Source organism: Cyanobium sp. Copco_Reservoir_LC18 (assembly GCF_009834675.1).
GTDB classification, from domain to species: Bacteria; Cyanobacteriota; Cyanobacteriia; order PCC-6307; family Cyanobiaceae; genus Cyanobium; species Cyanobium minutissimum.
Window position 1 is genome coordinate 111,053 of record NZ_ASAC01000023.1, and the last position, 24,010, is coordinate 135,062.

General features: G+C 73.0%; 19 protein-coding genes. 8 read left to right on the plus strand and 11 right to left on the minus strand.

Annotation, left to right across the window (positions count from 1 at the left end; genetic code table 11):
• The 3 genes from L107_RS13325 (at position 1) to L107_RS13335 (ending at position 1,396) form a co-directional block, all read left to right on the plus strand.
• A complete protein-coding gene (locus L107_RS13325; RefSeq protein ID WP_159819583.1) occupies positions 1-429 on the plus strand; it encodes a RidA family protein in 429 nt (142 codons plus the stop codon).
• A gap of 68 nt (positions 430-497) precedes the next feature.
• A complete protein-coding gene (locus L107_RS13330) occupies positions 498-773 on the plus strand; it encodes a cell division protein SepF (protein ID WP_106221433.1) in 276 nt (91 codons plus the stop codon).
• Between the two features lie 77 nt (positions 774-850).
• The gene (locus L107_RS13335) at positions 851-1,396 is read left to right on the plus strand and encodes a L,D-transpeptidase family protein (RefSeq protein WP_159819585.1); all 546 of its coding nucleotides are present in this window, start codon (positions 851-853) and stop codon (positions 1,394-1,396) included.
• A gap of 18 nt (positions 1,397-1,414) precedes the next feature.
• On the opposite strand, the gene L107_RS13340 is transcribed toward L107_RS13335, so the two are convergent.
• Genes L107_RS13340 through L107_RS13350 form a run of 3 tightly spaced genes read right to left on the minus strand, consistent with a single transcriptional unit; the run spans position 1,415 to position 2,752 of the window.
• Complete coding sequence (locus L107_RS13340) at positions 1,415-1,645, minus strand: hypothetical protein (protein WP_159819587.1); 231 nt, start codon at positions 1,643-1,645, stop codon at positions 1,415-1,417.
• On the minus strand, positions 1,642-1,902 hold the full coding sequence (locus L107_RS13345; protein ID WP_159819589.1) for a TIGR02450 family Trp-rich protein: 261 nt from the start codon (positions 1,900-1,902) through the stop codon (positions 1,642-1,644). Before L107_RS13345 ends, L107_RS13340 begins: the two co-directional genes overlap by 4 nt.
• A gap of 22 nt (positions 1,903-1,924) precedes the next feature.
• Positions 1,925-2,752 (minus strand): fumarylacetoacetate hydrolase family protein, encoded by an 828-nt coding sequence (locus tag L107_RS13350; protein WP_159819591.1) that lies wholly within the window; start codon positions 2,750-2,752, stop codon positions 1,925-1,927.
• A 150-nt stretch (positions 2,753-2,902) separates the two neighbouring features.
• Between L107_RS13350 and L107_RS13355 the strand changes: the two genes are divergently transcribed.
• The 4 genes from L107_RS13355 (at position 2,903) to L107_RS13370 (ending at position 9,769) form a co-directional block, all read left to right on the plus strand.
• A complete protein-coding gene (locus tag L107_RS13355) occupies positions 2,903-4,633 on the plus strand; it encodes an NAD-dependent malic enzyme (RefSeq protein ID WP_159819593.1) in 1,731 nt (576 codons plus the stop codon).
• 98 nt (positions 4,634-4,731) lie between these two features.
• Positions 4,732-6,291 (plus strand): bifunctional orotidine-5'-phosphate decarboxylase/orotate phosphoribosyltransferase, encoded by a 1,560-nt coding sequence (locus tag L107_RS13360; protein WP_159819595.1) that lies wholly within the window; start codon positions 4,732-4,734, stop codon positions 6,289-6,291.
• Positions 6,292-6,334: 43 nt separating this feature from the next.
• Positions 6,335-6,556 carry a DUF3136 domain-containing protein gene (locus tag L107_RS13365; protein ID WP_015110915.1) on the plus strand — a complete coding sequence of 74 codons (222 nt, stop codon included), beginning with the start codon at positions 6,335-6,337 and terminating at the stop codon, positions 6,554-6,556.
• 69 nt (positions 6,557-6,625) lie between these two features.
• Positions 6,626-9,769, plus strand: a complete 3,144-nt coding sequence (locus L107_RS13370) for an efflux RND transporter permease subunit (protein ID WP_159819597.1) — start codon at positions 6,626-6,628, stop codon at positions 9,767-9,769.
• On the opposite strand, the gene L107_RS13375 is transcribed toward L107_RS13370, so the two are convergent.
• Positions 9,766-10,686 (minus strand): TraB/GumN family protein, encoded by a 921-nt coding sequence (locus L107_RS13375; RefSeq protein WP_159819599.1) that lies wholly within the window; start codon positions 10,684-10,686, stop codon positions 9,766-9,768. The genes L107_RS13370 and L107_RS13375 overlap by 4 nt on opposite strands.
• Before the next feature lie 93 nt (positions 10,687-10,779).
• Between L107_RS13375 and L107_RS13380 the strand changes: the two genes are divergently transcribed.
• Positions 10,780-13,635, plus strand: coding sequence for a cation-transporting P-type ATPase (locus L107_RS13380; protein ID WP_159819601.1), 2,856 nt, complete (start codon positions 10,780-10,782; stop codon positions 13,633-13,635).
• On the opposite strand, the gene hypE is transcribed toward L107_RS13380, so the two are convergent.
• From hypE to hypB, 7 genes are read right to left on the minus strand one after another with little or no spacing between them, the layout of a single operon-like run.
• Positions 13,604-14,635 (minus strand): hydrogenase expression/formation protein HypE, encoded by a 1,032-nt coding sequence (hypE, locus tag L107_RS13385; RefSeq protein ID WP_159819603.1) that lies wholly within the window; start codon positions 14,633-14,635, stop codon positions 13,604-13,606. The genes L107_RS13380 and hypE overlap by 32 nt on opposite strands.
• Complete coding sequence (gene hypD / locus L107_RS13390) at positions 14,628-15,764, minus strand: hydrogenase formation protein HypD (RefSeq protein ID WP_159819605.1); 1,137 nt, start codon at positions 15,762-15,764, stop codon at positions 14,628-14,630. Before hypD ends, hypE begins: the two co-directional genes overlap by 8 nt.
• Entirely contained in the window at positions 15,761-16,795 is a 1,035-nt protein-coding gene (locus tag L107_RS13395) for a dihydroorotate dehydrogenase-like protein (RefSeq protein WP_159819607.1), read from the minus strand. Before L107_RS13395 ends, hypD begins: the two co-directional genes overlap by 4 nt.
• A complete protein-coding gene (nifJ, locus tag L107_RS13400; RefSeq protein WP_159819609.1) occupies positions 16,792-20,433 on the minus strand; it encodes a pyruvate:ferredoxin (flavodoxin) oxidoreductase in 3,642 nt (1,213 codons plus the stop codon). Before nifJ ends, L107_RS13395 begins: the two co-directional genes overlap by 4 nt.
• Positions 20,430-20,675, minus strand: coding sequence for a HypC/HybG/HupF family hydrogenase formation chaperone (locus L107_RS13405; protein WP_236550694.1), 246 nt, complete (start codon positions 20,673-20,675; stop codon positions 20,430-20,432). Before L107_RS13405 ends, nifJ begins: the two co-directional genes overlap by 4 nt.
• Positions 20,676-20,694: 19 nt before the next feature.
• Entirely contained in the window at positions 20,695-23,199 is a 2,505-nt protein-coding gene (gene hypF / locus L107_RS13410) for a carbamoyltransferase HypF (protein WP_159819613.1), read from the minus strand.
• A 2-nt stretch (positions 23,200-23,201) separates the two neighbouring features.
• Positions 23,202-23,942, minus strand: coding sequence for a hydrogenase nickel incorporation protein HypB (gene hypB / locus L107_RS13415; protein ID WP_159819615.1), 741 nt, complete (start codon positions 23,940-23,942; stop codon positions 23,202-23,204).
• Positions 23,943-24,010: the final 68 nt, after the last annotated feature.

Genomic DNA, 24,010 nt, shown 5'->3' on the forward strand with positions numbered 1-24,010 from the left:
ATGAGTTCCAGCGCCGGCGGAGGTGACCAAAGGCACAGCCCCCTGTCTCATCCGGTCAACACCCCGGACGCCCCCGCCCCGGTCGGCCCCTACAACCAGGCCGTGCTCGCCGGCGGGGTCCTCTACTGCTCCGGCCAGATCGCCCTCGACCCGGTGAGCGGGGTGCTGGTGGGAGAGGGCGACGTGGAGGCCGAGACCCGCCAGGTGCTGAGCAATCTTCAGGCGGTGCTGGCGGCCGCCGGCTGCCGCCCGGACCATGTGGTGCGCACCACGGTGTACCTGGCCGACCTCGGCGATTTCGCCCGGGTGAATGCCCTCTACGCCGGTCTCTTCAGCGAGGGCGTCGCGCCGGCCCGGGCCTGTGTGCAGGTGGCGGCCCTGCCCAGGGGCGCCCGGGTGGAGATCGACGCCATCGCCCTCGTCCCCTGAGCCGGTTCTCACCGGAGGCTCACGCCGTTCCGCTGGCTGGGAGAGACGGACTGCGGCAACCTGGAAGGATGGAGACCCCGTTCGGCACCTGGTTTCACGAGGTGGTGGTGATGACACCGGGCCGCTTCGAGGAGGCCGTGGAGGCGGTGCTGGCGGTGCAGCAGTTCAAGACGGTGGTGCTGCATCTCAGTGCCATGGCACCGGAGGAGGCCCAGCGCACGATCGATTTCGTCTCCGGCGGCGTCTTCGCCCTGGACGGTCAGTCCGAGCGGCTGGGGGACACGGTGTTTCTGTTCGCCCCGGCGCTGGTGACGATCAGCCGGGACGGGGACGAACGGGCCTGATCCCGCGGCGACCGGCACCCCCGCCCTTGTGGCACCCGCGCCCGGGCAGTAACACGGGCGCTGGTCCCGTGCTGTCCATGAAGCGCTCCTCCGGCCAGCTCCCGCTGGTCATCGCCTGGGCCCTGGGCCTGGTCCTGGTTGCTCCCGCCCCATCGGCCCGGGCCGCCCAGGCCGTGGCCGCCGGTGGCGGCCGGATGGTGCTGGTGCGCACCGAGCGCCAGCTGCCCGTCACCGGCGATCCGATCTGGGAACTGCAACTGCTGCTGCCGGGCCAGCCGGCGCGGTCCTACGAGGCCCTGGTGGGCCGGATGCGACGCCAGGAGGCCGACCGCCATCGCCTGGGCAGCAAGGCCCCATTGCCGCGGGGGCGCTATGCCGTCACCGAGATCACCCCCGTCGCGCCCACCGATGACGTGGAGCTCGGCCGTTTCCTGTGGATCGGCCTGGAGCCGGCGTTCCCCACCGACCGGCGCGGCCTGGGGATCCACCACGACCCCAGCGCCGGCCGGGGGAGGGGCAGCGGCACCGACGGCTGCATCGGCCTGATCCACGGCAACGACCTGCTGGTGCTGGGCGACCTGCTGCGCCGCAGCGGCACCACGGAGCTGTTGGTCAAGGACTGAACCCGGTGGGGGCGGCGCTCAGGCGCGGGCGGCCAGGGCCTCCTTCAACCGTCCCTCCAGCTCGCCGCGCTGGGCCGGATCCCCCACCAGCATCAGGGTGCCGGTGCCGGGCCACCAGTTGAGGCGCAGATTCGATTCACCGTCCTCGATGACGAGCATCTCAAAGGCGCCCTCGTGCACCCAGTGACCGGAACAGCCCAGGCCCTCGAGCAGCGACTGGAGTTCCTCCAGAGTTCCGTTGAAGGTCACAGGTCGACGGTGGAGATGCCGAAGTTTACGGACGGTTCCTCCTGACGGGGCAGGCGCTGCCAGCCGGGCAGCCAAGCGGCGCGGTCGCGCAGCTCCCGCTGGGGCACCAGCAGCCGGAAGCCGGGGTCCAGCACCGCCTGGAGCTCCACGGTGCGCTCCCGGCCCCTACCCCGCTGGCCCAGCAGGGCGAAGTGGCGATAGCCACCGCAGCCGGCGGCCCTGGAGGGCTGGCAGGTCCAGGCGACGGAGAGCTTCATCGGGCGGGGTGGGCAACGGCCCTCAGCGGACCGGCTGGGGGGTGGACTCCTCCAGCACCGGATTGCGCAGCACGCCGATGCCTTCAATCTCCACCTCGACCGTATCGCCGCGGCGCAGCCAGCGGGGCGGATCGGCGGCCATGCCGACGCCGCTGGGGGTGCCGGTGAGGATCACGGTGCCGGCCGGCAGGGTGGTGCTGGCGCTCAGGAATTCGATGATCTCCGCCACGGTGAAGATCATGTCGGCGGTGCTGGCCGCCTGCACCGTCTGGCCGTTGAGGCGGGTCTGGAGGCGGAGGGCCTGGGGATCGGGGATCGCCGCGGCGGTCACCAGGCAGGGGCCCAGGGGCGCGAAAGTGTCGAAGCTCTTGCCGCGGCACCACTGGCCGCCGCCGAGCTGGGGCCGCTTCTGCCAGTCACGGGCGCTGACGTCGTTGGCGCAGGTGTAGCCCAGCACCACCCCCAGCGCCTCGGAGCGGGGCACGTTGCGGCAGGTGCGGCCGATCACCACCGCGAGCTCCCCCTCGTAGTCCACCTGGTGGCTGGCCAGGGTGGTGGGCAGGGTGATGGGCGCCTCCGGATGCTGCGCCGCCCCCGGCACCTTCATGAACAGCACCGGCCAGGTGGGGATCGCGGCGCCGGTCTCGGCGGCATGGCGGCGGTAGTTGAGGCCGATGCAGAGGATCGCGCGCGGCTCCAGGGGGGCCAGGATCCTGCGGGCCGCGGCCGGCTCGCCCGTGGGCTCCAGAGCACCGAACAGGTCACCCGCCAGGCGCTCCAGGCGGCCGTCGGGATGGCGGCAGGCGAGCTGAATGGCGCCGGCCGGATCCTCGTAGCGCACGATCTTCATTGGGGCTTCATGGCGGCGTCACGGGGGGCTGCAGGGGGGCTGCCTGGAGGATCTGCCGGGAGCGCCTGAAGGTCTCGCGGCTCCCGCGGCGACCACTCTGGCCCGTGGGCCCGTGGATGATGGGGGCACCAGCGGAACCAGGAGCACGCCGTGGTCGCCGAACCCCGTCGCCAGCGGAGCACCACCCTCCGGGGCGCCGAGCTGCTCAATGATCCGCTGCTCAACAAGGGCACCGCCTTCAGTCGGGCGGAGCGACGGGACCTGGGGCTGGAGGCCCTCCTCCCCTGGCAGGTGGAGACCATCGAGGCCCAGGTGGAGCGCTGCCGCCTGGCCTTCCACGCCATGGGCAGCGACCTGGAGCGCTACGCCTATCTCCAGACCCTCAGGGAGCGGAACGTCACCCTCTTCCACCGCTTCCTCGCCGACCACATCGAGCTGGCGATGCCGATCGTGTACACCCCCACGGTGGGGCAGGCGATCCAGCACTTCAGCCACACCTACCGCAGCCCCAGCCAGGGGATCTACCTGGCGGCAACCCAGCAGGAGCGGCTCGAGGAGCTGCTGGCCCAGGCCTGCGGGGGCACCTCCGGCCAGACGCCGGACCTGCTCCTGGTCACCGACGCCCAGGGGATCCTCGGCATCGGCGACCAGGGGGTGGGGGGCATCCAGATCTGCCAGGGGAAGCTGGCGGTCTACACCCTCTGCGCCGGACTCGATCCGGCCCGGGGCCTGCCGGTGATGCTTGATGTGGGCACCGACCGGCCCGAACTGCTGGCCGACCCCTGCTATCCCGGCCTGCGCCGGCCCCGGCTGCAGGGGGAGGCCTACACCGCCTTCCTCGACCGCTTCATTGCCGCCGTGCAGGCGGTCTGCCCCGGCGCCCTGGTGCACTGGGAGGACTTCGGCGCCGCCCACGCCCGCCCCGTGCTGGAGGCCTACCGGCACCGGGTGCCGAGCTTCAACGACGACATCCAGGGCACCAGCAGCGTGGCCGCGGCGGCGATCCTGGCCGGCCTGCGGGGCCTCGGGCGAGGCCTGGCCGACCAGCCGATCGTGATCTTCGGGGCGGGCAGCGCCGGCTGCGGCATCGCCGAGCGGCTCTGGCGCCTGCTGCAGCGCCAGGGGCTCTCGGCCGCCGAGGCCGCCGACCGCCTCTGGCTCATCGACCGCGACGGCCTGATCCACACCGGGACCCCGGGCCTTTCCGGCGGCGCCCGGCCGTTCGCCAAGGCACCGGAGGCGCTGGCGGCACGCTTCGGGGCGGCGGCCCCTGCCGAGGGGCCGGGCCCGGGCCTGCTGGCGGTGATCGAGGCGGTGCGGCCGGGGGTGCTGATCGGCACCTCCACCGCCGCCGGGGCCTTCGATCAGGCGGTGGTGGAGGCCCTCTGCGCCGACGGCGGTCGGCCGATCGTTCTGCCCCTCTCCAATCCCACCCCCCTGGCGGAGATCACCCCGGAGAACCTGCTGCGCTGGAGCCGGGGCCAGGCCCTGGTGGCCACCGGCAGCCCCTTCCCGCCGGTGGTCGGCACCGGCAGCGACGGCCTTCCGAACGAACGGGTGATCGGTCAGTGCAACAACTGCTTCGTGTTCCCGGGCCTGGGCTACGGCGCCGTGGCGGTGGGGGCCACGGAGGTGAGCGACGCCATGATCGATGCCAGCATTGAAGCCCTGGCCGGGGTGATCCCGGCCGCGACCGATCCCGACGCTCCCCTGATGCCGCCCCTTTCGGCCGTTCAGGCGGTGTCGCGGGCCGTGGCCGAAGCGGTGGCGATCCAGGCGGTGCGGGAGGGACTGGCCCGCCGGGCCGCCACCGCCGAGGCCGCCATCGCACGCCTGGAGGCCTGCCGCTGGAGCCCTGAATACACCGAACTGCAGGGCTGAGACAGCCGCTGGGGCAGGGGGATCAATAAGTCCTGTGTCACCCCCTCGCGCAGGCGCCGGCCCTCGCCTTAGCACCTTGGGCACCAACCTCCTGCGCGATGGGCTTCTTCGTCCAGCTCACCGACGCCATCGCCGCCCGTCAGTCGCTGCTGGTCACCGGCCTCGATCCCAACCCGGAGATGCTGCAGGCCTGGGCCCATCGCCGCGGCATGGGCGGCCGCTCGTTTCTCTCCCAGGCCCGCCACTGGATCAAGGCGGTGGTGGAGGCCACCGCCGACCACGTCTGCGCCTACAAGCCCAGCCTGGGCTTTTACCAGGCCCTCGGCCCGGTGGGACTGGAACTGCTGCGGGAGGTGCGGGAGCTGGTGCCGCTGGACATCCCCCTGATCATCGACACCAAGCACGGGGACCTGAACAGCTCCTCGGCACTGGCCCATTACCTTTTCCGTGAACTCGGCGCCGATGGCGTCACCCTTTCGCCCCTGGCCGGCCAGGACATCGCCGCGCCGTTCCTGCTCTATCCCGACAAGGCGGTGGTGATCACCTGCCACAGCTCCAATGCGGCCGCCAGGGTGCTGCAGCACCACCCCGACGAGAGCGATCCCCTCTACCTGCGCATCGTGCGGGAATGCCAGCTCTGGGCCACCCCCGACCAGCTGCTGCTGGAGGTGGGCACCAGTGACCCGGCGATCCTGGCCCGGGTGCGCCAGGAGGCCCCGGAGCGGTTCCTGATCCTGCGCAGCCTCTGGGGCGAGGAGGACCGGCTCGACGCCCTGCTGGAGGCCGGGTTGAGTCCGGCCGCCGACGGGCTGCTGATGCCCCTGCCCCAGAACCTGCTGGTGGAGGACGACATCGCCGTCCGCGCCGCCGCCCTCAAGCAGCGGATCAGTGAGCGCCGCGACCGCTGGCTGGAGCGGCGGGCACCGGACCAGGGCGAGACCTGCAGCCTGTGGCTGCCGGAGCGTCGCCCGGAGGGCAGCGCCGGGACCGGGGCCGGGGCGGACAGCGAGGCCTCGGGCGACCCCATGGCCAGCCTGATCCTCGATCTGTTCGACATCGGCTGCCTGCTGTTCGGCGACTACGTGCAGGCCTCCGGCGCCGTCTTCAACTACTACGTGGACCTGCGCCAGATCATCTCCGATCCCAACCTGTTCCACCGGGTGCTGCATGCCTACGCCGGCCAGCTCGGCGAGCTGGTCTTCGACCGCATCGCCGGCATTCCCTACGGCTCCCTGCCCACCGCCACCGGGCTGTCGCTGCAGCTGCACAAGCCCCTGCTCTACCCCCGCAAGGAGGTGAAGGCCCACGGGGCCCGCCGCCTGATCGAAGGCGATTTCGAGGAGGGCGACCGGGTGGTGGTGGTGGACGACATCCTGATCACCGGCACCAGCGTGCTCGAGGGAATCGCCAAGCTGGAAAGCTCCGGCCTGGAGGTGGAGGACGTGGTGGTGTTCATCGACCACGGCGGCCGGGCCGACACCAGCGCCCGCCAGCGGCTCACCCGGGCGGGCTACCGCTGCCACGCCGTGCTCGACATCGCCCGCATCACCGCCGTGCTGCATGCGGCCGGCCGGCTCAGCGATGACCAGGCCGCCACCCTCGGCCATGGCCCTCCGGCCCGGACCCCAGGCGTCGAGGGGATACTGGCCAGCTCGTAGAGTGGCCGGGCACCCCTGCAAAACCCGGGTGCCCCCTTCCGCCATGCCCCAGGTCCAGGGTCAGCCCCCCACGATCGGCGAGCTTGAGGCGAAATACTCCCTGTACTGCAAGGCGATGCGGCTGCTGCTCAAGGAGGGCCGGACGATGGAGGCGATCCAGCGCACGGTCTGCTGGAGCCGGCTGGAGCAACTGCACATCTGCCTGCCGAGCCGCTACAAGTCCCCGGACTACCTCTATGCCGTTCTGAAGCGCGACCTGCGCTGATCGCGGGGCGCCCCCCACTCCTGCCAGGATCGGTCGGCGATCAGGGTCGGTGCCCACCCAGGCGTTTCCGTGAAGTCGATCTCCGACCCCTTCCTGCGCCGGCCGGTGCTGACGCTGGTGCTGAGCCTGCTGGTGCTCCTCGGCGGCCTGATCAGCCTGCCCGGCCTCAAGGTCGAGAACCTGCCTCCGATCGCCCCGGGCCGGGTGTCGGTGAGCGCCAGCTACCCGGGCGCCAGTCCGGAGGTGGTGGAGCAGGGGGTGACCACCCTGCTGGAGAAACAGTTCAACGGCCTGGAGCGGCTGGATTCGATCCGATCCACCAGCTCGGCCAACGGCAGCAGCATCTCCCTCGGCTTCGAGGGGGGCAACCCCGAGATCAACCAGATCAACACCCAGAACGAGGCGGCGGTGGTGAGCCGCCAGCTGCCCGCCCAGGTGGCGCGCTTCGGGGTGCAGGTGCGGCGCACCTCCGATGACCTGCTGATGGTGCTGAGCTTCAGTGCCAGCCGCGACCGTTACGACGACACCTTCCTGAGCGGCTGGGTGGACCAGGTGATCCGCGACCGGCTGCAGCGGGTGCCCGGCGTCGGCGAGGTGCGGCTGTTCGGGGGCAGTTCGCTCGCCTTCCGGCTGTGGCTGGATCCGCTGCGGCTCGAGGAGCGCAATCTCACCATCAGCGAGGTGCGCGATGCCCTCGAGGAGCAGAACGTGCTGGCCGCCCTCGGCCAGGCCGGGGTGGCCCCCTCCCCCGACGACCAGCTCGTCACCCTGCCGCTGCGCATGGAGGGACGGCTGCGCACCGCCCAGGAGTTCGAGTCCCTGGTGGTCGACCGCAGCGCCAACGGGGGCGTCACCCTGCTGAAGGATGTGGGCCGGGTCAGCCTGGGCAGCGAGAACTACGAATCGATCGCCACCGACCTGGCCGGCAAGACGGCGGTGGCCGTGGGGATCTTCCAGCGGGACGGCAGCAACGCCCTGGAGGTGAGTCAGGGCATTGACCAGGCCCTCCAGGAGCTGGGGCCCCGCTTTCCACCGGGGGTGGATCTCCAGGTGATCGTCGACGAGGCGGCCTCGATCCGCACCAGCATCGACCGGACCACGGCGAGCCTGCGGGAGGCGGTGCTGCTGGTGTTCCTGGTGCTGCTGCTGGGGCTGGGGAACAGCCGCCTGGCCCTGATCAGCGCCTCGGCGGTGCCGGTGGCCCTGATCGGTTCGCTGGCCGTGCTCCGGCTCAGCGGCGATTCGATCAACACCCTCACCCTGTTCGGCATGGTGCTGGCCAGCGGACTGGTGGTGGACGACGCCATCGTGGTCAGCGAGGACATCGGCCGCCGTCTGGAGAACGGCCGCCCACCCCTGGAGGCCGCCCGCGAAGCCATGGCGGAACTGGGGGGCGCCGTGATCGCCACCTCCCTGGTGCTGATCGTGGTGTTCCTGCCGGTGCTCACCCTGGGGGGCAGCCTGGGCCGTCTCTACGCCCCCATCGCCCTGACGATCGGCGGCACGATCGTGTTCTCCACCTTCAACGCCCTCACCTTCACCCCGGTGGCCGCCAGCCGGCTGCTGCATGCCGATCGCCGGGAGCCGGCCTGGCTGCTGCGCTGGATCGATCCGCCCCGGCGGGCCCTGGAGCGTCTGGAGCGCCCCTACGACCGGCTGCTCAGCCGCGTTCTGGGCTGGCGGCGTCGCGTGGTGGCCGGCCTGCTGGTCGGTCTGCTGCTGACGGGCCTGGCGTTCGAGCAGCGGCCCAAGGCCTTCATCCCCCAGGAGGACAGCGGCCAGCTGCGGGGCGTGGTGCTGCTCCAGGACGGCATCGCCCTGCCCCGCACCCAGCAGGTGATGGAGCAGGTGCGGGAGGTGATGGACCAGGAGCCTCTGATCCGCTTCGCCAACTTCTATGCCGGCCGCTCCTTCGGCGACAGCTCTCCCAACAAGGGGATCTTCTTTCTGCGGCTCAAGCCGATCGAGGAGCGCCCCGGGGCCGACCAGAGCGCCGCCGCGGTGGCCGAACGGCTCAACCGGCGCCTGCGCCAGAGGATCAGCGATGCCACGGTGATCGTCAGCGAATCCCCCACCGTGCGGGGCTTCAGCAGTGAGAGCGGCCTGGAGTTCGACCTGCTCGACACCAGCGGCGGCCGCCTCAGCCTCGGCGAGTTCCAGCAGGAGGCCGAGGCCTTCATCGCCGCGGCCCGGCAGACGGGCGCCTTCGAGCAGGTGGGCACCCGCTTCAGTGCCGACGCCCCCCTGCTGCGGCTCATCCCCGACCGGCTGCGCATGGCCTCACTCCAGGTGGATCTCGATGAACTGGTGAGCGTGCTCGGGGCCAGCTTCGGCAGCGACTACGTCAACGACAGCTTCGAAGGCGACCAGGTGCGCAAGGTGATCGTCCAGCTCGAGGGCGAGGCCCGGCGGGATGCCGATGACGTGCTGGCCCTTCAGGTGCGCAACCGCACCGGCCAGCTGATCCCCCTGGCCCAGATCGTGCAGGTGGAGGCCGGCACCGGCCCCACCACCATCAACCACACCCGCCTGGTGCGCTCGATCAGCATCCGGGCCCAGCCGGGCCCGGGGGTGAGCAGCGGCCAGGCCATCGCCCTGCTGGAGCAGCTGCAGAGCGACCGCGCCAGCACGGCCACCGACCTGGAATGGGCGGGCCTGGCCCGGGAGGAGGCCAGGGCCGGGGGCGGCAATCTGCAGGTGTTCGCCCTGGCGGTGCTGGTGATGCTGCTGGTGCTGGCCGGCCTCTACGAGAACTTCGCCGATCCCTTCATCATCCTGGCGACGGTGCCGATGGGGGTGCTCGGCGGCGTGCTGGGTCTGGCCCTGCGGGGCCTGCCCCTGGACGTCTACGGCCAGATGGGCCTGCTGGTGCTGGTGGCCCTGGCGGCGAAGAACGCCATCCTGATCGTCGAATTCGCCAACCAGCGGCTGGCGGAGGGGATGCCGCTCGATGAGGCCGTCCACGGCGCCGCCGTCGCCCGTCTGCGGCCGATCCTGCTCACCGCCTTCTCCTCCCTGGCGGGCTTCCTGCCCCTGCTGTTCGCGACCGGCGCCGGGTCCGCCAGCCGCATCAGCATCGGCACGGTGGTGTTCTTCGGGCTGCTGGTGGCGACCGTTCTCACCCTGTTCCTGGTCCCCACCCTCTACCGGATCGTCAAGGGATGGGAGCTCAGCCTGGGCGGCGGCCATGGCCGCCGGGCCGAACAGGCCTAGGGCTCCGGTCGCCACCCCCCATCCACGAAGCGCTCCGGCTTCAGCCCCTGCTGCCGCAGCAGGGCGATCAGCCCCCGGTCCCCCAGCAGGTGCATCAGCCCCACCACCACCAGGGTGTCGTCGGGGCGCCGCAGGAACCCCCGCACCGGAGCCACCCAGGCCGTGTTGCGCCGGACCACCAGCCGCTCGAGGAGATCCGGCCGCTGGCGGTAGTCGTCGAGCAGCAGGGCCTCGAGACGGGGCAGGTCGCCGGCCCGCCAGGCCCCCTCGAGGGCGTCCAGCCGGGGGCCGAGGCCGTCCAGCTCCTTCAGGGTCACCTCCAGCAGTTGCAGCTGGTCGGTCCGGGGCAGCCCGTCGAACAGCTCGAACTGCTCGGCCGGGGTCTCCAGGCCGTCGATGGGCTTGCGGTCGGCAGCCGCCCTGGCCTGGAGCTGGCCCTCCACCCCGCTGCCCGGGCTGTAGCCCTGCTGCAGAAACGCGGCGGAGGCCAGCAGCAGGGCCACGGCCCAGGGCTCGAAACGCTCGATCGCCACCTCCGGCAGCCCCAGGGCCGCCAGGCGCGGCTGGAGGGTGCGCCAGGACGCCGCCGGCAGGCCCTCGCGCAGGGAGCGGCCGTCGGGATCGAGGGCCCGCGCCGCCAGCTCACCGGCCAGGGCCGTCGGGCTGAGGGCATCCATGTCGAGCTCCATGGCCAGCCGCTCCGCCTCCCCGTAGGCCAGGCCATAGGACGGAGGGAGCCCGGCCCGGTCGCGGCGCAGCTGGTGCAGGGAGCCGGCGATGAACACGGTGCCGGCGCCGTCCCGCACCCGCCAGAGGGTGCCGACCTCGGCAGCCGCTGGAACAGCCGCCGCCGCTGAAACGGGCGCCAGCAGCAGGGCCAGCACGGCCAGGGGGCGGCGCAGCGCCGGCGCGGGCATGGGCTGCGGCATCCACGGACAGACCGACGCTAGCGAGGGCGCTTCGCGGCTCCACAAGCTGATCATGCTGATCCTGGCCCCCGCTGCCGGTCCGTGCTGCTCGCCGCCTCCCAGCCGATCTGGTCGCTGCCCCTGGAAGACGTCCACCGGGCCCTGCAGACCACACCGGAGGGCCTCGGCAGCGCGGAAGCCGAGCGGCGGCTGGCGCGCTTCGGCCCCAACCGCCTGCCGCCCGCCCGGCGCCGGCCCCTGGCCCTGCGCTTCCTGGACCAGATGGTTCACTTCATGGCCCTGCTGCTGTGGGTCGCCGGGGGTCTGGCCTTCGCCGTCGGCACACCCCAGCTGGGCTGGGCCATCTGGGCGGTGGTCATGATCAACGGCGTCTTCTCCTTCTGGCAGGAGTTCCAGGCCGAGCGCACCCTGGCCGCCCTCACCCGCGCCCTGCCCAGCCAGGTGCAGGTGTGGCGCGACGGGCAGCTGGGCTTTCTGGCGGCGGAGGCGCTGGTGGCGGGCGATCGGGTTCGGCTCGAGGAGGGGGATCGGGTCCCGGCCGACTGCCGGCTGAGCGAGGCCCATGGGCTCTATCTGGATCTGTCAGTGCTCACCGGCGAATCCCTGCCGGTGGCGCGCCGGAGCGGGGCCATCGAAGGCCGCCTGCAGCAGGCGAGGGTCAGCACCGGTGAGCGGGCCAACCTGGTGATGGCCGGCAGCACCGTGGCCTCGGGACGGGGGGAGGCGTTCGTCTATGCCACGGGCGCGGAGACGGAATTCGGGCAGGTGGCCCGGCTGGCGGCCGGCACCACGCGCGGCGCCAGCACCCTGGAGCTGCAGGTGAGCCGGATCGTGCAAACGATCTGCACCATCGCCGTGACCATGGGGGTGGTCGCCTTCGGCCTCAGCGTCCTCCTGGTCGGGATGGCCCCGCTGGAGAGCGTGGTGTTCGCCACGGGGATCATCGTGGCCAACGTGCCCGAAGGGCTGCTGCCCACGGTCACCCTGGCCCTGGCCATGGCGGTGCAGCGCATGGCGAGCCGCCAGGCCCTGGTTCGCCGTCTCTCGGCGGTGGAAGCCCTGGGCTCGGTGAGTGTGATCTGCTCCGACAAGACGGGTACGCTCACCGGCAACCGCATGGCGGTGGAGAGCACCTGGCTGCCGTTGCCCGCCGGGGGGCTGGAGAGGCTGCTGCTGCGCGCCGCCTCCCTGTGCTCCAACGCCCGTCTCGAGGTGGCGGTGGCTGGGGCTGGTGGCGCCGCCCAGCCGCGGCTGGGGGTGGGGGATCCCACCGAAACGGCGATGCTGGTGGCCGCCGCGGAAGCCGGGCTGGAGCCGGAGGCGTTGCCGGGCCGGCATCCACGGCGCCGGGAGATTCCCTTCGATTCCCTCCGCCGCCGCATGACCGTGCTGGTGGACTGGCGCGACCATGCCGACGATCTGCCGATCGTCACGGGGGGCTCCCTGTTGATCACCAAGGGGGCCCCCCAGGAAGTGCTGGCGCAGTGCACCAGCTGGCTGTCCTCCAGTGGCGACGCCCCCTTGCCCGCCGAGCTGCGCCAGCAGGTGGTGGCCGCCAACGATGGGCTGGCCGCCCGGGGCTACCGGGTCATCGCCGTGGCGCTTCGACGGGGCGACGGGGGCTGCGGCGACGCCCCGGCGGAGGCCCTGGAGAGCGGCCAGATGTTCCTCGGCCTGCTGGGTCTCTACGACCCGCCACGGCCGGAGGTGCCCGACGCGATCCGCCAGTGCCGCGAAGCGGGCATCAAGGTGACGATGGTCACCGGCGACTACGGGCTCACGGCCCAGGCGATCGCCCGGCAGATCGGTCTGCTCGACCCCCCCGGGTTCCCGGGCCGATCAACGGCGCAGCAGCAGGCCAGCGCCGACCCGGTGCGGGTGATCGAGGGCTCCACCCTGGCCCAGATCAGCGACGTGCACCTGCGGCAGCTGCTCAAGTACCGCCACAGGCTGGTGTTCGCCCGCATGGCACCGGAGCAGAAACTGCGGCTGGTGCAGGCCTACCGCGCCCTCGGCGAGGTGGTGGCCGTCACCGGCGATGGCGTCAACGACGCGCCGGCCCTGCGCGCCGCCGATGTCGGCCTGGCGATGGGGATCAGCGGCACGGATGTGGCCCGTGAAGCCGCCGACATCGTCCTGCTCGACGACAACTTCGCCACGATCGTGGAGGCCGTCCGCTACGGCCGCTCGGTGGTGACCAACATCGGCCGCTTCATCACCTACGTGCTGGCCTCGAACGTGCCGGAGGTGCTGCCCTTCCTGGCGATGGTGATCGCCGGCATTCCCGCCGCCCTGACGGTGCTGCAGATCCTGGCGGTCGACCTGGGCACCGACCTGCTGCCGGCCCTGGGCCTGGGGGCCGATCCACCCGAGGCGGGGGTGATGCGCCTGGCGCCGCGCCCCAGGGGCCTGCCCCTGCTCAACCGGGCCGTGATGGTGCGCGCCTATCTGGTGCTGGGACTGGTGGAGGGCCTGGTGGCCATGGCGGGCTATCTGCTCACCTGGCGGGCCAACGGCGTGGGCTGGAGCCAGCTGCGGCTCCTGGCCCCCCAGCTGCTGCACCACACGGCTGACGCCGGCGTGGTGGCGATCCAGCAGCAGGCCACCACCGTCACCTTCTGCCTGATCGTGGCCGGCCAGATGGGCACCCTGCTGGCCTGCCGCAGCGAACGCCGGCCGGCCTGGGAGACGCTCGGCCGGCCCAATCGATGGCTGGGGCTGGGGCTGGTCAGCGAACCGCTGCTGGCCAGCGCCCTGGTGCTGCTGGCTCCGGTGGCGGCGGTGTTCGGGATGCGGCCCTTCCCGATGGCCTGGCTGGGGCCGATGGCCCTGGCTCCGCTGCTGGTGATCCTGGTGGATGCCCTCGACAAGCACTGGCGGCAGGCTGGGCAGGTGCCGCAAGGCTTCAGCAGATCCGTGGCAGCAGTTCCCCGCTGAGGGGCACCAGCACCCGCTCGCTGCCGTAGGGGGTGCGCAGCAGTACCCGGCCCCGGCGGCCGCCGGTTCCGGGACCTGTCGCCGCCACCCGGCCGATCCAGGCCCCGCCGGCCGGCGCCAGCAGCTCCAGGGCCCGCCGCCGGTCGGCCTCGGGCACCACCGCCAGGAAGCGGCCCTCGTTGGCCAGGTGCAGCGGATCGAAGCCCAGCAGCTCGCAGGTGCGCCGCACCGGCTCGGCCACCGGGATGCGCTGCTCCTCGATCTGCAGCTCCAGGCCATTGGGGGCCGCCAGTTCCTGCAGGGCGCTGGCCAGCCCGCCCCGGGTGAGGTCCCGCAGGCAGTGGAGCCGCACCCCGGCGGCCAGCAGCGCCTCCACCGCGGGCCACAGGGGCATGCAGTCCGTGGCCAGGGGGGGCTGCAGATCCAGGCCATGGCGGGCGGCCAGGATCGCCACCCCGTGGCGGCCCAGGTCGCCGCTCACCAGCAGCTGGTCGCCGGGGGCGATCGCCAGCGGATCGATCGGCTCGTCCACCTGCAGCAGGCCGATGCCGCTGGTGTTGAGGAAGGCCCCGTCCCCCTTGCCCCGCTCCACCACCTTGGTGTCGCCGGTGACGATGGTCACCCCGCAGCGCCGGGCGGCCTCCCCCAGCGAGGCCACGATGCGGCGCAGCACCGCCAGCTCGAGCCCCTCCTCCAGGATCAGGCCCAGGCTCAGCACCAGGGGCCGGGCGCCGGCCATGGCCAGGTCGTTGGCGGTGCCCGTCACCGCCAGGCTGCCGATGTCGCCCCCCTCGAACTCCAGGGGCTGCACCACGTAGCTGTCGGTGGTGAAGGCGAGCCGGCCGTGGGGCAGGGACAGGCGGGCGGCATCGTGCAGCACCTGGTCGGGGTCGGCGTAGAGGCGGCGCAGTTCGGCGTCGATCAGCTGCTGCATCAGGGTGCCGCCGCCGCCATGGGCCAGCTGGATGCGGGCGGTGGCGGGCAGGGCCGGTTCAGCCACGGCGGCCGTAACGGTGGTAGGCGGCGCAGGCCCCCTCGGAGGACACCATCGGCGCCCCCAGCGGATGCTCCGGCGTGCAGGTGGTGCCGAAGGCCGGGCAGTCCATGGGCCGGGCGCGCCCCTGCAGGATGCGGCCGCTGATGCAGACCCCTTCGGCTCCCGTCGCGGCCCCCGGCTCCGCACCGGCCTCGGGCCCACCGACCAGGTCGTCGAAACGGACCCCGGCCTCCAGGTGGCGGAAGGGGGCCCGCAGCCCCAGGCCGCCCCCCGGGATCACGCCGAAGCCCCGCCAGGGCCGGTCCACCGGCTCGAACACCGATTCCAGCAGGGCCCGGGCGGCCGGGTTGCCCTGCTGGCGCCCCCCCCGGCCGTAGGCATTGGCCACCCGGGCCTCGCCCCGCTCCAGCTGGCGCACGCAGGCCACCAGCCCCCGCATCAGATCCAGGGGCGCAAAGCCGCTCACCACCACCGGCACCCGGTGCCGATCCGCCAGGTGTTCCAGTTCGGTGGTGCCCATCACGGCGCAGACGTGCCCGGCCGCCAGGAAACCCTGCACCTGGTTGCCCTCGGCCGCCAGGATCGCCGCCATGGCGGGGGGCACCCGCACATGGGCCGCCAGCAGGGAAAGATTGGCCACACCGGCGGCGCTCGCCTGGCGCACCAGCAGGGCCGTGGCCGGGGCCGTGGTCTCGAAGCCCACCGCCAGGAACACCACCTGGCGCTCCGGATGGCGCCGGGCCAGGGCCAGGGCCTCCAGGGGGGAGGTGAGCAGGCGCACATCGCCCCCCTCGGCCCGCACCCCCAGCAGGTCCGCCGGCCCCCCGTCAGCGGCGGCGCCCGGCACCCGCAGCATGTCGCCGTAGGAGCAGAGGATCACCTCGGGCCGGCGGGCCAGGGTGCGGGCGGCATCGATGGTGGCGGCGGGGGTGACGCAGACCGGGCAGCCGGGCCCGTGGATGAGCCGCAGCCCGGGGGGCAGCAGCTGGTCGAGCCCCCAGCGCACGATGGCGTGGGTCTGGCCGCCGCACACCTCCATCAGGGTCCAGGGGCGGGTGGTGATCGCGGCCAGCTCGGCCGCCAGCTCCCCCACGGCGGCCACCTCCGCCGTCACCGCCAGCGGAGCACTCACCAGGGACCCGGCGCCGCCGCGGCATCGGCGGGCAGGAAGGTCTGGACGGCGCGCATGTACTGGGAGCGCTCGTACTCGCTGGGATCGGGGCAGCGCTGCTGGCTCATGCAGCCGATCAGCTCCCGGGCGGTGGCGTGCTCGTGCTCCAGCAGCCACTGGGCCAGCTCCTCCTCCAGCCCCGCCAGCCGGCCGGGGCCATGGCGCAGCAGGGCCGCCACCAGCTGAGTGATGGCGGCGCCGGCCATCAGCAGGCGCACCACGTCGGTGCCACGGTGCACGCCGCCGGTGGCCGCCAGATCCACGGGGTGGCGACCGTGCAGCAGGGCGATCCAGCGCAGGGGCAGCCGCAGGTCGTGGGGGGTGGACAGCAGCAGGTTGGGCCGCACCTCCAGTTCCTCGATGTCGATGTCGGGCTGGTAGAAGCGGTTGAACAGCACCAGGCCATCGGCGCCGGCGGCGGCCAACCGCTTGGCCATGGCGCCGAAGTTGGTGAAGAAGGGGCTGAGCTTCACCGCCAGGGGCAGCGTCACCTCGGCGCGCACCTCGGCGACGATCTCCAGCACCTGGTTCTCGATCGCCGCGCTGGAAAGATCCGGATCGGTGGGGACCGAATAGATGTTCAGCTCCAGGGCGCTGGCGCCGGCCGACTCCATGCGCCGCGCCACCTGCACCCACTGGCCGGGGTGGGCACCGTTGAGGCTGGCGATCACCGGCACCGACAGGCGGGAACGGGCCCGCTCCAGGTGGCGCAGGTAGAGGTCGTGGCCCACGTGGAAGATCGAGGGCTCGGGGAAGTAGCTGAGCGCCTCCCCGTAGCTGTCGGCGCCCTGCAGGGTCACCCGGTGCAGCTCCAGCTGGTCGCGCTCGATCTGCTCCTCGAACAGCGAATGCAGCACCACGGCGGCTGCGCCGGCCTCCTCCAGCCGCAGCAGCTGGTCGATGTCCTCGCTCAGGGGCGCCGCGGCCCCCACCACCAGGGGGCTGCGCAGCTCCAGACCCAGGTAGGTGACGGAAAGATCGGGGCGGGTCATGCCGGCACCTCGCCCTGGGAGGGCGCCGAGACCGGCGGCGTGGTGCCGGCGAGGGCCCGGTAGATGGCCAGGCGGCGGCCCACCTCCAGCTCGGCCTGGCGCGCCAGGGCCCGGGCCCGCTCCGGCTGGCTGAAGGAGAGCATGCGGAAGCGGTTCTCGGTGGCCATCGCCTCGGCCAGGGGTCGCTTCTGGCCCCGGCTGTCGATCTGCAGCGGGTGCTCGCCCCGTTCGGTGCGGCGGGGGTCGTAGCGGTAGAGCAGCCAGCGACCGGAATCCACCGCCGCCTTCTGCTGCTCCATGCCCCGGGCCATGTCGATGCCGTGGGCGATGCAGTGGGAGTAGGCCAGGATCAGCGACGGCCCCGGATAGCTCTCCGCCTCCAGGAACGCCCGCACCGTGTGCTCGTCGCGGGCCCCCATGGCCACGCTGGCCACGTAGACCGTGCCGTAGCTCATCATCATCAGCCCCAGATCCTTCTTGGGGGCCGCCTTGCCGCCGGCGGCGTACTTGGCCACCGCCGCCCGGGGCGTGGCCTTCGACATCTGGCCGCCGGTGTTGGAGTACACCTCGGTGTCGAGCACCAGGGCATTCACATCGCGGCCGCTGGCGAGCACGTGGTCGAGCCCACCGAAGCCGATGTCATAGGCCCAGCCATCGCCCCCCACCAGCCAGACGCTCTTCTTCACCAGGGCATCGGCCAGGTCCAGCAGGCGGACGGCCTGGGTCTCCCGGGGGCTCAGCGACGCGCCGGGAGCCTCCCCCGCCACCTCCCGAAGCAGGCGCTTGAGCTCCTCCACCCGCCGCCGCTGGGCGACGATGCCGGCCTCATCGTGCTGGTCGGCGTCCCGGATCGCCGCCACCAGGGCCCCGGGCAGCAGGGGGTCGGCCCGCTCCGGCGCCGGCCCCAGCCGGTCCAGCAGCTCGAGGGCCATCTGGCGCTGCTGGTCGATCGCCACCCGCATGCCCAGGCCGAACTCGGCGTTGTCCTCGAACAGGGAATTGCTCCAGGCCGGGCCGCGCCCCTCGGCATTGGTGCTCCAGGGGGTGGTGGGCAGGTTGCCGCCATAGATGGAGGAGCAGCCCGTGGCGTTGGCCACCAGCATCCGGTCGCCGAACAGCTGGCTGGCCAGCTTGAGGTAGGGCGTCTCGCCGCAGCCGCCGCAGGCGCCGGAGAACTCGAACAGGGGCTGCTGCAGCTGCTGCTGGCCGATCCTGTGCAGGTTGAGGTCACCGCGGGCCATCTCGGGCAGCCCCAGGAAGTAGTCCCAGTGGCCGCGGCCGGCCTCCCGCAGGGGCCGCTGGGGGGCCATGTTGATCGCCTTGCGCTTCGGCTCGGTGCGGTCCCGGGCCGGGCAGACCTCCACACACAGCGCGCAGCCGGTGCAGTCCTCGACGGCCACCTGGATCGTGAAGCTGCGGCCCGCCAGGTCCGGATCGCGGGCCGGGGCCTGGCGGAATCCCTCCGGGGCTGCCGCCAGGGCCTCCGGCGCCACCGCCTTGGCCCGGATCACCGCATGGGGGCACACCATCACACACTTGCCGCACTGCACGCAGAGGTCGCTCTCCCACACCGGCACGGACTCGGCGATGTTGCGCTTCTCCCACCGGGCCGTGTCCGTGGGCCAGGTGCCGTCACAGGGCAGGGCGCTGACGGGCAGGGCATCACCGCGCCGCTCCAGCAGCGGCCCGATCACCTCCCGCACGAACAGCGGCGCCTCGGCGAGCCGGTCGGCCGCCGGGGCCGGGGCCGGCAGGTCGTCCTCCGCCGGCAGGCACCGCCAGTCGAGGAGCTGCAGATGCTCGAGGCTGGCGTCGAGGGCGCGCAGGTTCATGGCCACCACCGCCTCCCCCTTGCGGCCGTAGGTCTTGCGCAGGGAGTCGCGGATCTGCTCGATGGCGTCCTCCCTGGGCAGCACGCCGCTGACGGCGAAGAAGCAGGCCTGCATCACCGTGTTGATGTGGTTCCCCATGCCGGCCTCCCGCGCCACCCGGTAGGCGTTGATCAGCCACACCGTCAGCCCCCGCTCCCGGATGCCGCAGCGCAGCGCGGCCGGCATCCGCCGCCAGCTCTCCTCGATCGGAAATGGGCTGTTGAGCAGCAGCACCCCACCGGCGTCCAGGCCCGCCAGCAGGTCGAAGCGGTCGACGAAATCCCACTGGTGGCAGGCCACCAGGGTGGGCCGCTCGATCAGGTAGGGGGCGCGGATCGGCCGGGGGCCGAAGCGCAGGTGCGACACCGTGACCGACCCCGACTTCTTGGAGTCGTAGACGAAGTAGGCCTGGGCGAACAGGTCGGTCTGCTCGCCGATGATCTTGATCGTGGCCTTGTTGCCCCCCACCGTGCCGTCGGAGCCCAGGCCGTAGAACACGGCCCGCACCTGGTCGGGCCCATCCACGTGGAAGTCCGCCGCGACCGGCAGCGAGCGGTGGGTGACGTCGTCGTCGATGCCGACCGTGAAGTGGTTGCGGGGCTGGGGCAGCAGGAGGTTGTCGAACACCGCCTTGACCATCGCCGGAGTGAACTCCTTGGAAGAGAGGCCGTAGCGGCCGCCCACCACCCGCGGCAGGGGGCGATCGCCGTGGCAGGACTGCCACGCCTCACTGAGGGCGGCCACCGCATCGAGGTAGAGGGGTTCGCCGCCGGAGCCGGGCTCCTTGCAGCGGTCGAGCACCGCCAGAGCCCGCACCGTGGGCGGCAGGGCGGCGGCGAACAGGCTCGCCACGAAGGGCCGGAACAGGCGCACCTTGAGCACCCCCACCCGTTCACCGGCGGCGATCAGGGCCAGGGCGGTCTCCTCGGCGGTCTCGCAGCCGGAGCCCATCAGCACCACCACCCGCTCGGCATCGGCGGCGCCCACGTACTCATAGGGGCCGTACTGGCGGCCGGTGAGGCGGGCGAACCGTTCCATCGCCTCCACCAGGTGGCCGGGGAGGGCGTCGTAGAAGCGGTTCACCGACTCCCGCGCCTGGAAGTAGACGTCCGGGTTCTGGGCCGTGCCCCGCAGCACCGGGTGGTCGGGGGAGAGGGCCCGCTGGCGGTGGGCCGCCACCGCCTCCATCGGCATCAGGGCATGGAGCACCGCGTCGTCGATGGGCTCGATCTTCTGGATCTCGTGGGAGGTGCGGAAGCCGTCGAACATGTGCAGGAACGGCAGCCGCCCCAGCAGGCTGGCCCGGGTGGCGATGGCGGCGAAGTCGCCGGCCTCCTGCACCGAAGCGGAGCAGAGGATGACGCAGCCCGTGCCGCGGCAGGCCATCACGTCGCTGTGGTCGCCGAAGATCGACAGCCCCTGGGCCGCCAGGGAACGGGCCGCCACATGCAGCACGGCGGGGGTGAGCTCGCCGGCCAGCTTGTAGAGGTTGGGCACCATCAGCAGCAGCCCCTGGGAAGCCGTGAAGGTGGTGGTCAGCACCCCCGCCTGCAGGGCCCCGTGGACGGTGCCGGCGGCGCCGGCCTCGCTCTGCAGCTCCACCACCGCCGGCACCGTGCCCCAGAGGTTGGGGCGGCCTTCGGTGTTCCAGGCATCGGCCCACTCCCCCATCGGCGAGGCGGGGGTGATCGGATAGATGGCGATGGCCTCGTTGAGGCGGTAGGCCACGAGCGCCACGGCCTCGTTGCCATCGACGGTGATGGTCATGCCGGGTCGTCCTCGACGAGGCTGAGGGCCAGGCCCACATGCACCAGCACCCGATCGCCGACGGCCGCCTCGGGCAGGCAGGCCAGGCTCACCTGCTGGCGCACCCCGCCGAAATCCACCTCGGCCATGCGCCAGAGGCCGTCGGCGGTGGCGTCATCCGGGGCGTCTTCGCTGGCGGCCCCGGTGGGCTCAGGCACTCCCGGCGGCGGCTGGACCCGGATCGAGAGGATGCGAGCGGGCACGGCCAGGCACATGGGCGGATCACGGCGCGTGGTCTCTCCCCCTGGTTGTAGGCCCGCCGGCCGGATCTGCCCACGGACCACCCACGGCCCAGACCTGCCCCAGGGCCAGCCCGCCATCGCTGCAGGGCACGGCCTCCGGCCAGAACGGCCGCAGACCCCGGGCCCGCAGCGCCGTGATCGCCGCCTCCAGCAACAGCCGGTTCTGGAAGCAGCCCCCCGCCAGGGCCACCGGTACCCCACCACGGCCGGCCGAGCCGGAGGGCGCCATCGCCCCAGCCGCGAGGGCGGCGGTTTCGGCCAGGGCCTCCGCCAGGGTGTGGTGGAACCGGGCGGCGCAGAGGGCCGGCGGCGAGCCGGCGGCGATCGCCGTCAGCAGGCCCTCCAGCAGCGGTTCCCAGTCGAGCCAGCCCAGGCTCGGGCCACCGGCGGCGGTTCCTCCCTTGATGGCCGCGGGCGGCACGAGGGGAAGGAACCAGCGCCCAGGCTCCGGGACAGCGGCGGCGGCGGCCCCTTGCAGGCGCAGACCCCCCTCCCCCTCGTAGCTCTGCACCTGCACCAGGTCCAGCAGGGAGGCGACCGCATCGAACAGCCGGCCCATGCTGGTGCTCAGGGGGGCGTTGCAGCCGCTGGTGATGGCCTGAAGCAGCAGGTGGCGCTCGCCTGTCGTGAAGGCGGCCAGGCTGGGGCGGGCCCCGGGGTGATCCAGGGCCCGGGACCCGGCGGCGGCCAGCAGCCCCAGGGCCGCCCGTCGGGGTTCCGCCATCGCCCGCTCCCCCCCCGGCAGCGGGAAGGGCCGCAGGGCCACCAGCCGCTCGCAGGGGGGAGCGCCGGGCCCGCCCAGCAGCAGCAGCTCACCGCCCCAGAGCTGGGGGCCGCCGTCGCCGGCAGGGGCTGGGGCGTAGCCGAGCCCATCCCAGGTGACGGCCAGCAGCGGAAACGACAGCCCATGCTCGGCCAGCACGGCCAGGCCGTGGGCCCGGTGATGCTGCACCGTTCGTCGCGGCCACGGCTGATCGGCGGCGAGCTGGTGGCTGAGGTAGCCGGGGTGGGCATCGCAGGCGATCCGCGTCAGCCGCCCGCCCCAGCGCCGCTCGATCGCCGCCAGCCCGTCGGCCAGCCGCGACAGCAGCCGGCCCCCGGCCAGGTCCCCCAGGTGGGGGGCCAGCCACAGCCGCCCGTCCAGCGCCAGGGCCGGCGCACTCTTGAGATCCCCCCCCAGCGCCACCACGCCTTCGGGAGTCCAACCCCCACCCGCCGCCAGCGCCAGGGGCTCGGGGGCATGGCCCCGGGCCCGGCGCAGCAGGGCCGGCCGACCATCGATCAGCTGCAGCACCGAATCATCCAGGGGCCGGGCGATGGCGCGGTCGTGCACCAGAAAGACATCGGCGATGGGGGAGCCGGCCCCGCCCCCCAGCCGCTCCACGGCCTCCGCAGGATCCGTGCACAGCGGCTCACCGCTGGGGTTGCCGCTGGTGGCCACCAGGGGCCGGCCGCAGGCGCGCGCCAGCAGGAGGTGCAGCGGCGACGCCGGCAGCATCGCCCCCAGGGAGGGGCTGCCCGGGGCCACCCCCGGCAGGGCTTCGGTGGCCCCCCGCCGGCGGCGCAGCAGCACGATCGGGGCGGCAGGATCCGCCAGGGCCCGGCGCTCGGCAGCGTCGATGACGCAGAAGGGGGCCAGGGCATCGGCCTCGGCCACCAGCAGGGCGAAGGGCTTGGCGGGCCGTCGCTTGCGTTGCCGCAGCCGGGCCACCGCCTCCGCGTTGGTGGCATCCACCAGCAGCTGGAAGCCGCCCACGCCCTGGAGGGCCAGGATCTCCCCCGCGGCGAGACGGCTGCAGCAGGCCCTGATCAGGGCGGCCGCGCTGCCGTCGCCGCCTGGATCCACCAGGGGCGCCCCGGCCCCATCGAGGAGCGCCAGCCGCGGCCCGCACGCCGGGCAGGCGATGGTCTCGGCATGGAAGCGGCGGTCGGACGGGTCCTCGAACTCCCGGCGACAGGCCGGGCACAGGGCGAACGGTGCCAGGGTCGTGTGGGCCCGGGCCCAGGGCTCTGCCGTGGCGATGCTGAAGCGGGGACCGCAGTCACAGCAGCTGATGAAGGGGTAGCCGAAGCGGCGATCGGCGGGATCGGCCAGTTCCGCCCGGCAGGCGCGGCAGGGGGCCCGGTCGGCCACCAGCGACGACGCGATCAGATCGATGCTCAGCGGCCTGGCCTGGCCGGCCGTGATCCGTACCCCCGCCTGGAACGGACTCGCCGCCGGGTCGGTGGCCGCCGCCGACCAGACGGGATCCAACGGCTCCAGCCGGGCCCCGGGGGGCAACTGGCGCGGCAGGCGCCGCAGGAACGTCTCCAGGGAGGGGCGCTCCCCCTCCAGCCGCAGGCGCACCGCCCCCGGTCCGTTCTCCACCTCGCCGTGCAGATCAAGGTCCCGGGCGAGACGGTGCACCAGGGGCCGGAAACCCACCCCCTGCACCACCCCACGGCACTCCAGGTGCAGCTGGGCCCGCCCCGCCAGCGGTGGCATGGTCAGCCGGCCACGGCCACCCGCTCCAGGCCCAGGGCCGCCAGCAGCTCAGGAATGCACTCCCCGGTGCGGGCGGAGACCTCCACGATGGGGGCCCTGGGGGCGACGCGGGCGATGTGGCGGCGGGCCTGGGGTCCGTCAAAGCCGCAGGCCCCGGCCAGGTCGCTCTTGCTGATCACCACCACATCGGCGGAATGGAAGATGGCCGGGTACTTCAGGGGTTTGTCCTCCCCTTCGGTGACCGAGAGCAGGACGACCCGCTGGCTCTCCCCGAGATCGAAGGCGGCCGGGCAGACCAGGTTGCCGACGTTCTCGATCACCAGCAGCTCCAGGCCTTCGAGGGGCTGGCCGAGGTGGGCCAGCTCATGGAGAGCCCGGTGCACCATCGCCGCCTCCAGGTGGCAGGCCTGGCCGGTGGTGATCTGCAGGGCGGGCACCCCGGCGGCCCGCAGACGGAGGGCGTCGTTGTCGGTGGCCAGATCGCCCACGATCACCGCCATCGGATGGCGCTCCGCCGGGGAGGCGGGAGCCAGGTGCCGCGCCAGCCGCTCCAGCAGGGCGGTCTTGCCGGAACCCGGCGAGGAGAGCAGGTTGATCACCCGGACGCCGGCGGCGGCGAAGTGCTCCCGGTTGGCCGCCGCCTGGGCATCGTTATGCACCAGCAGGCGCTGGCCCAGCTCCAGGTGTCGGGGGGCCTCAATGGCGGGGGCGACCGGTTGGCCGCAGTTGCAGTCGACACACATCGCAGGATCGACCCCAGACAGGAGAGCGGCACGGAAAAGCCCCGCCGGGGCCCGGCCTCACCCCGGAA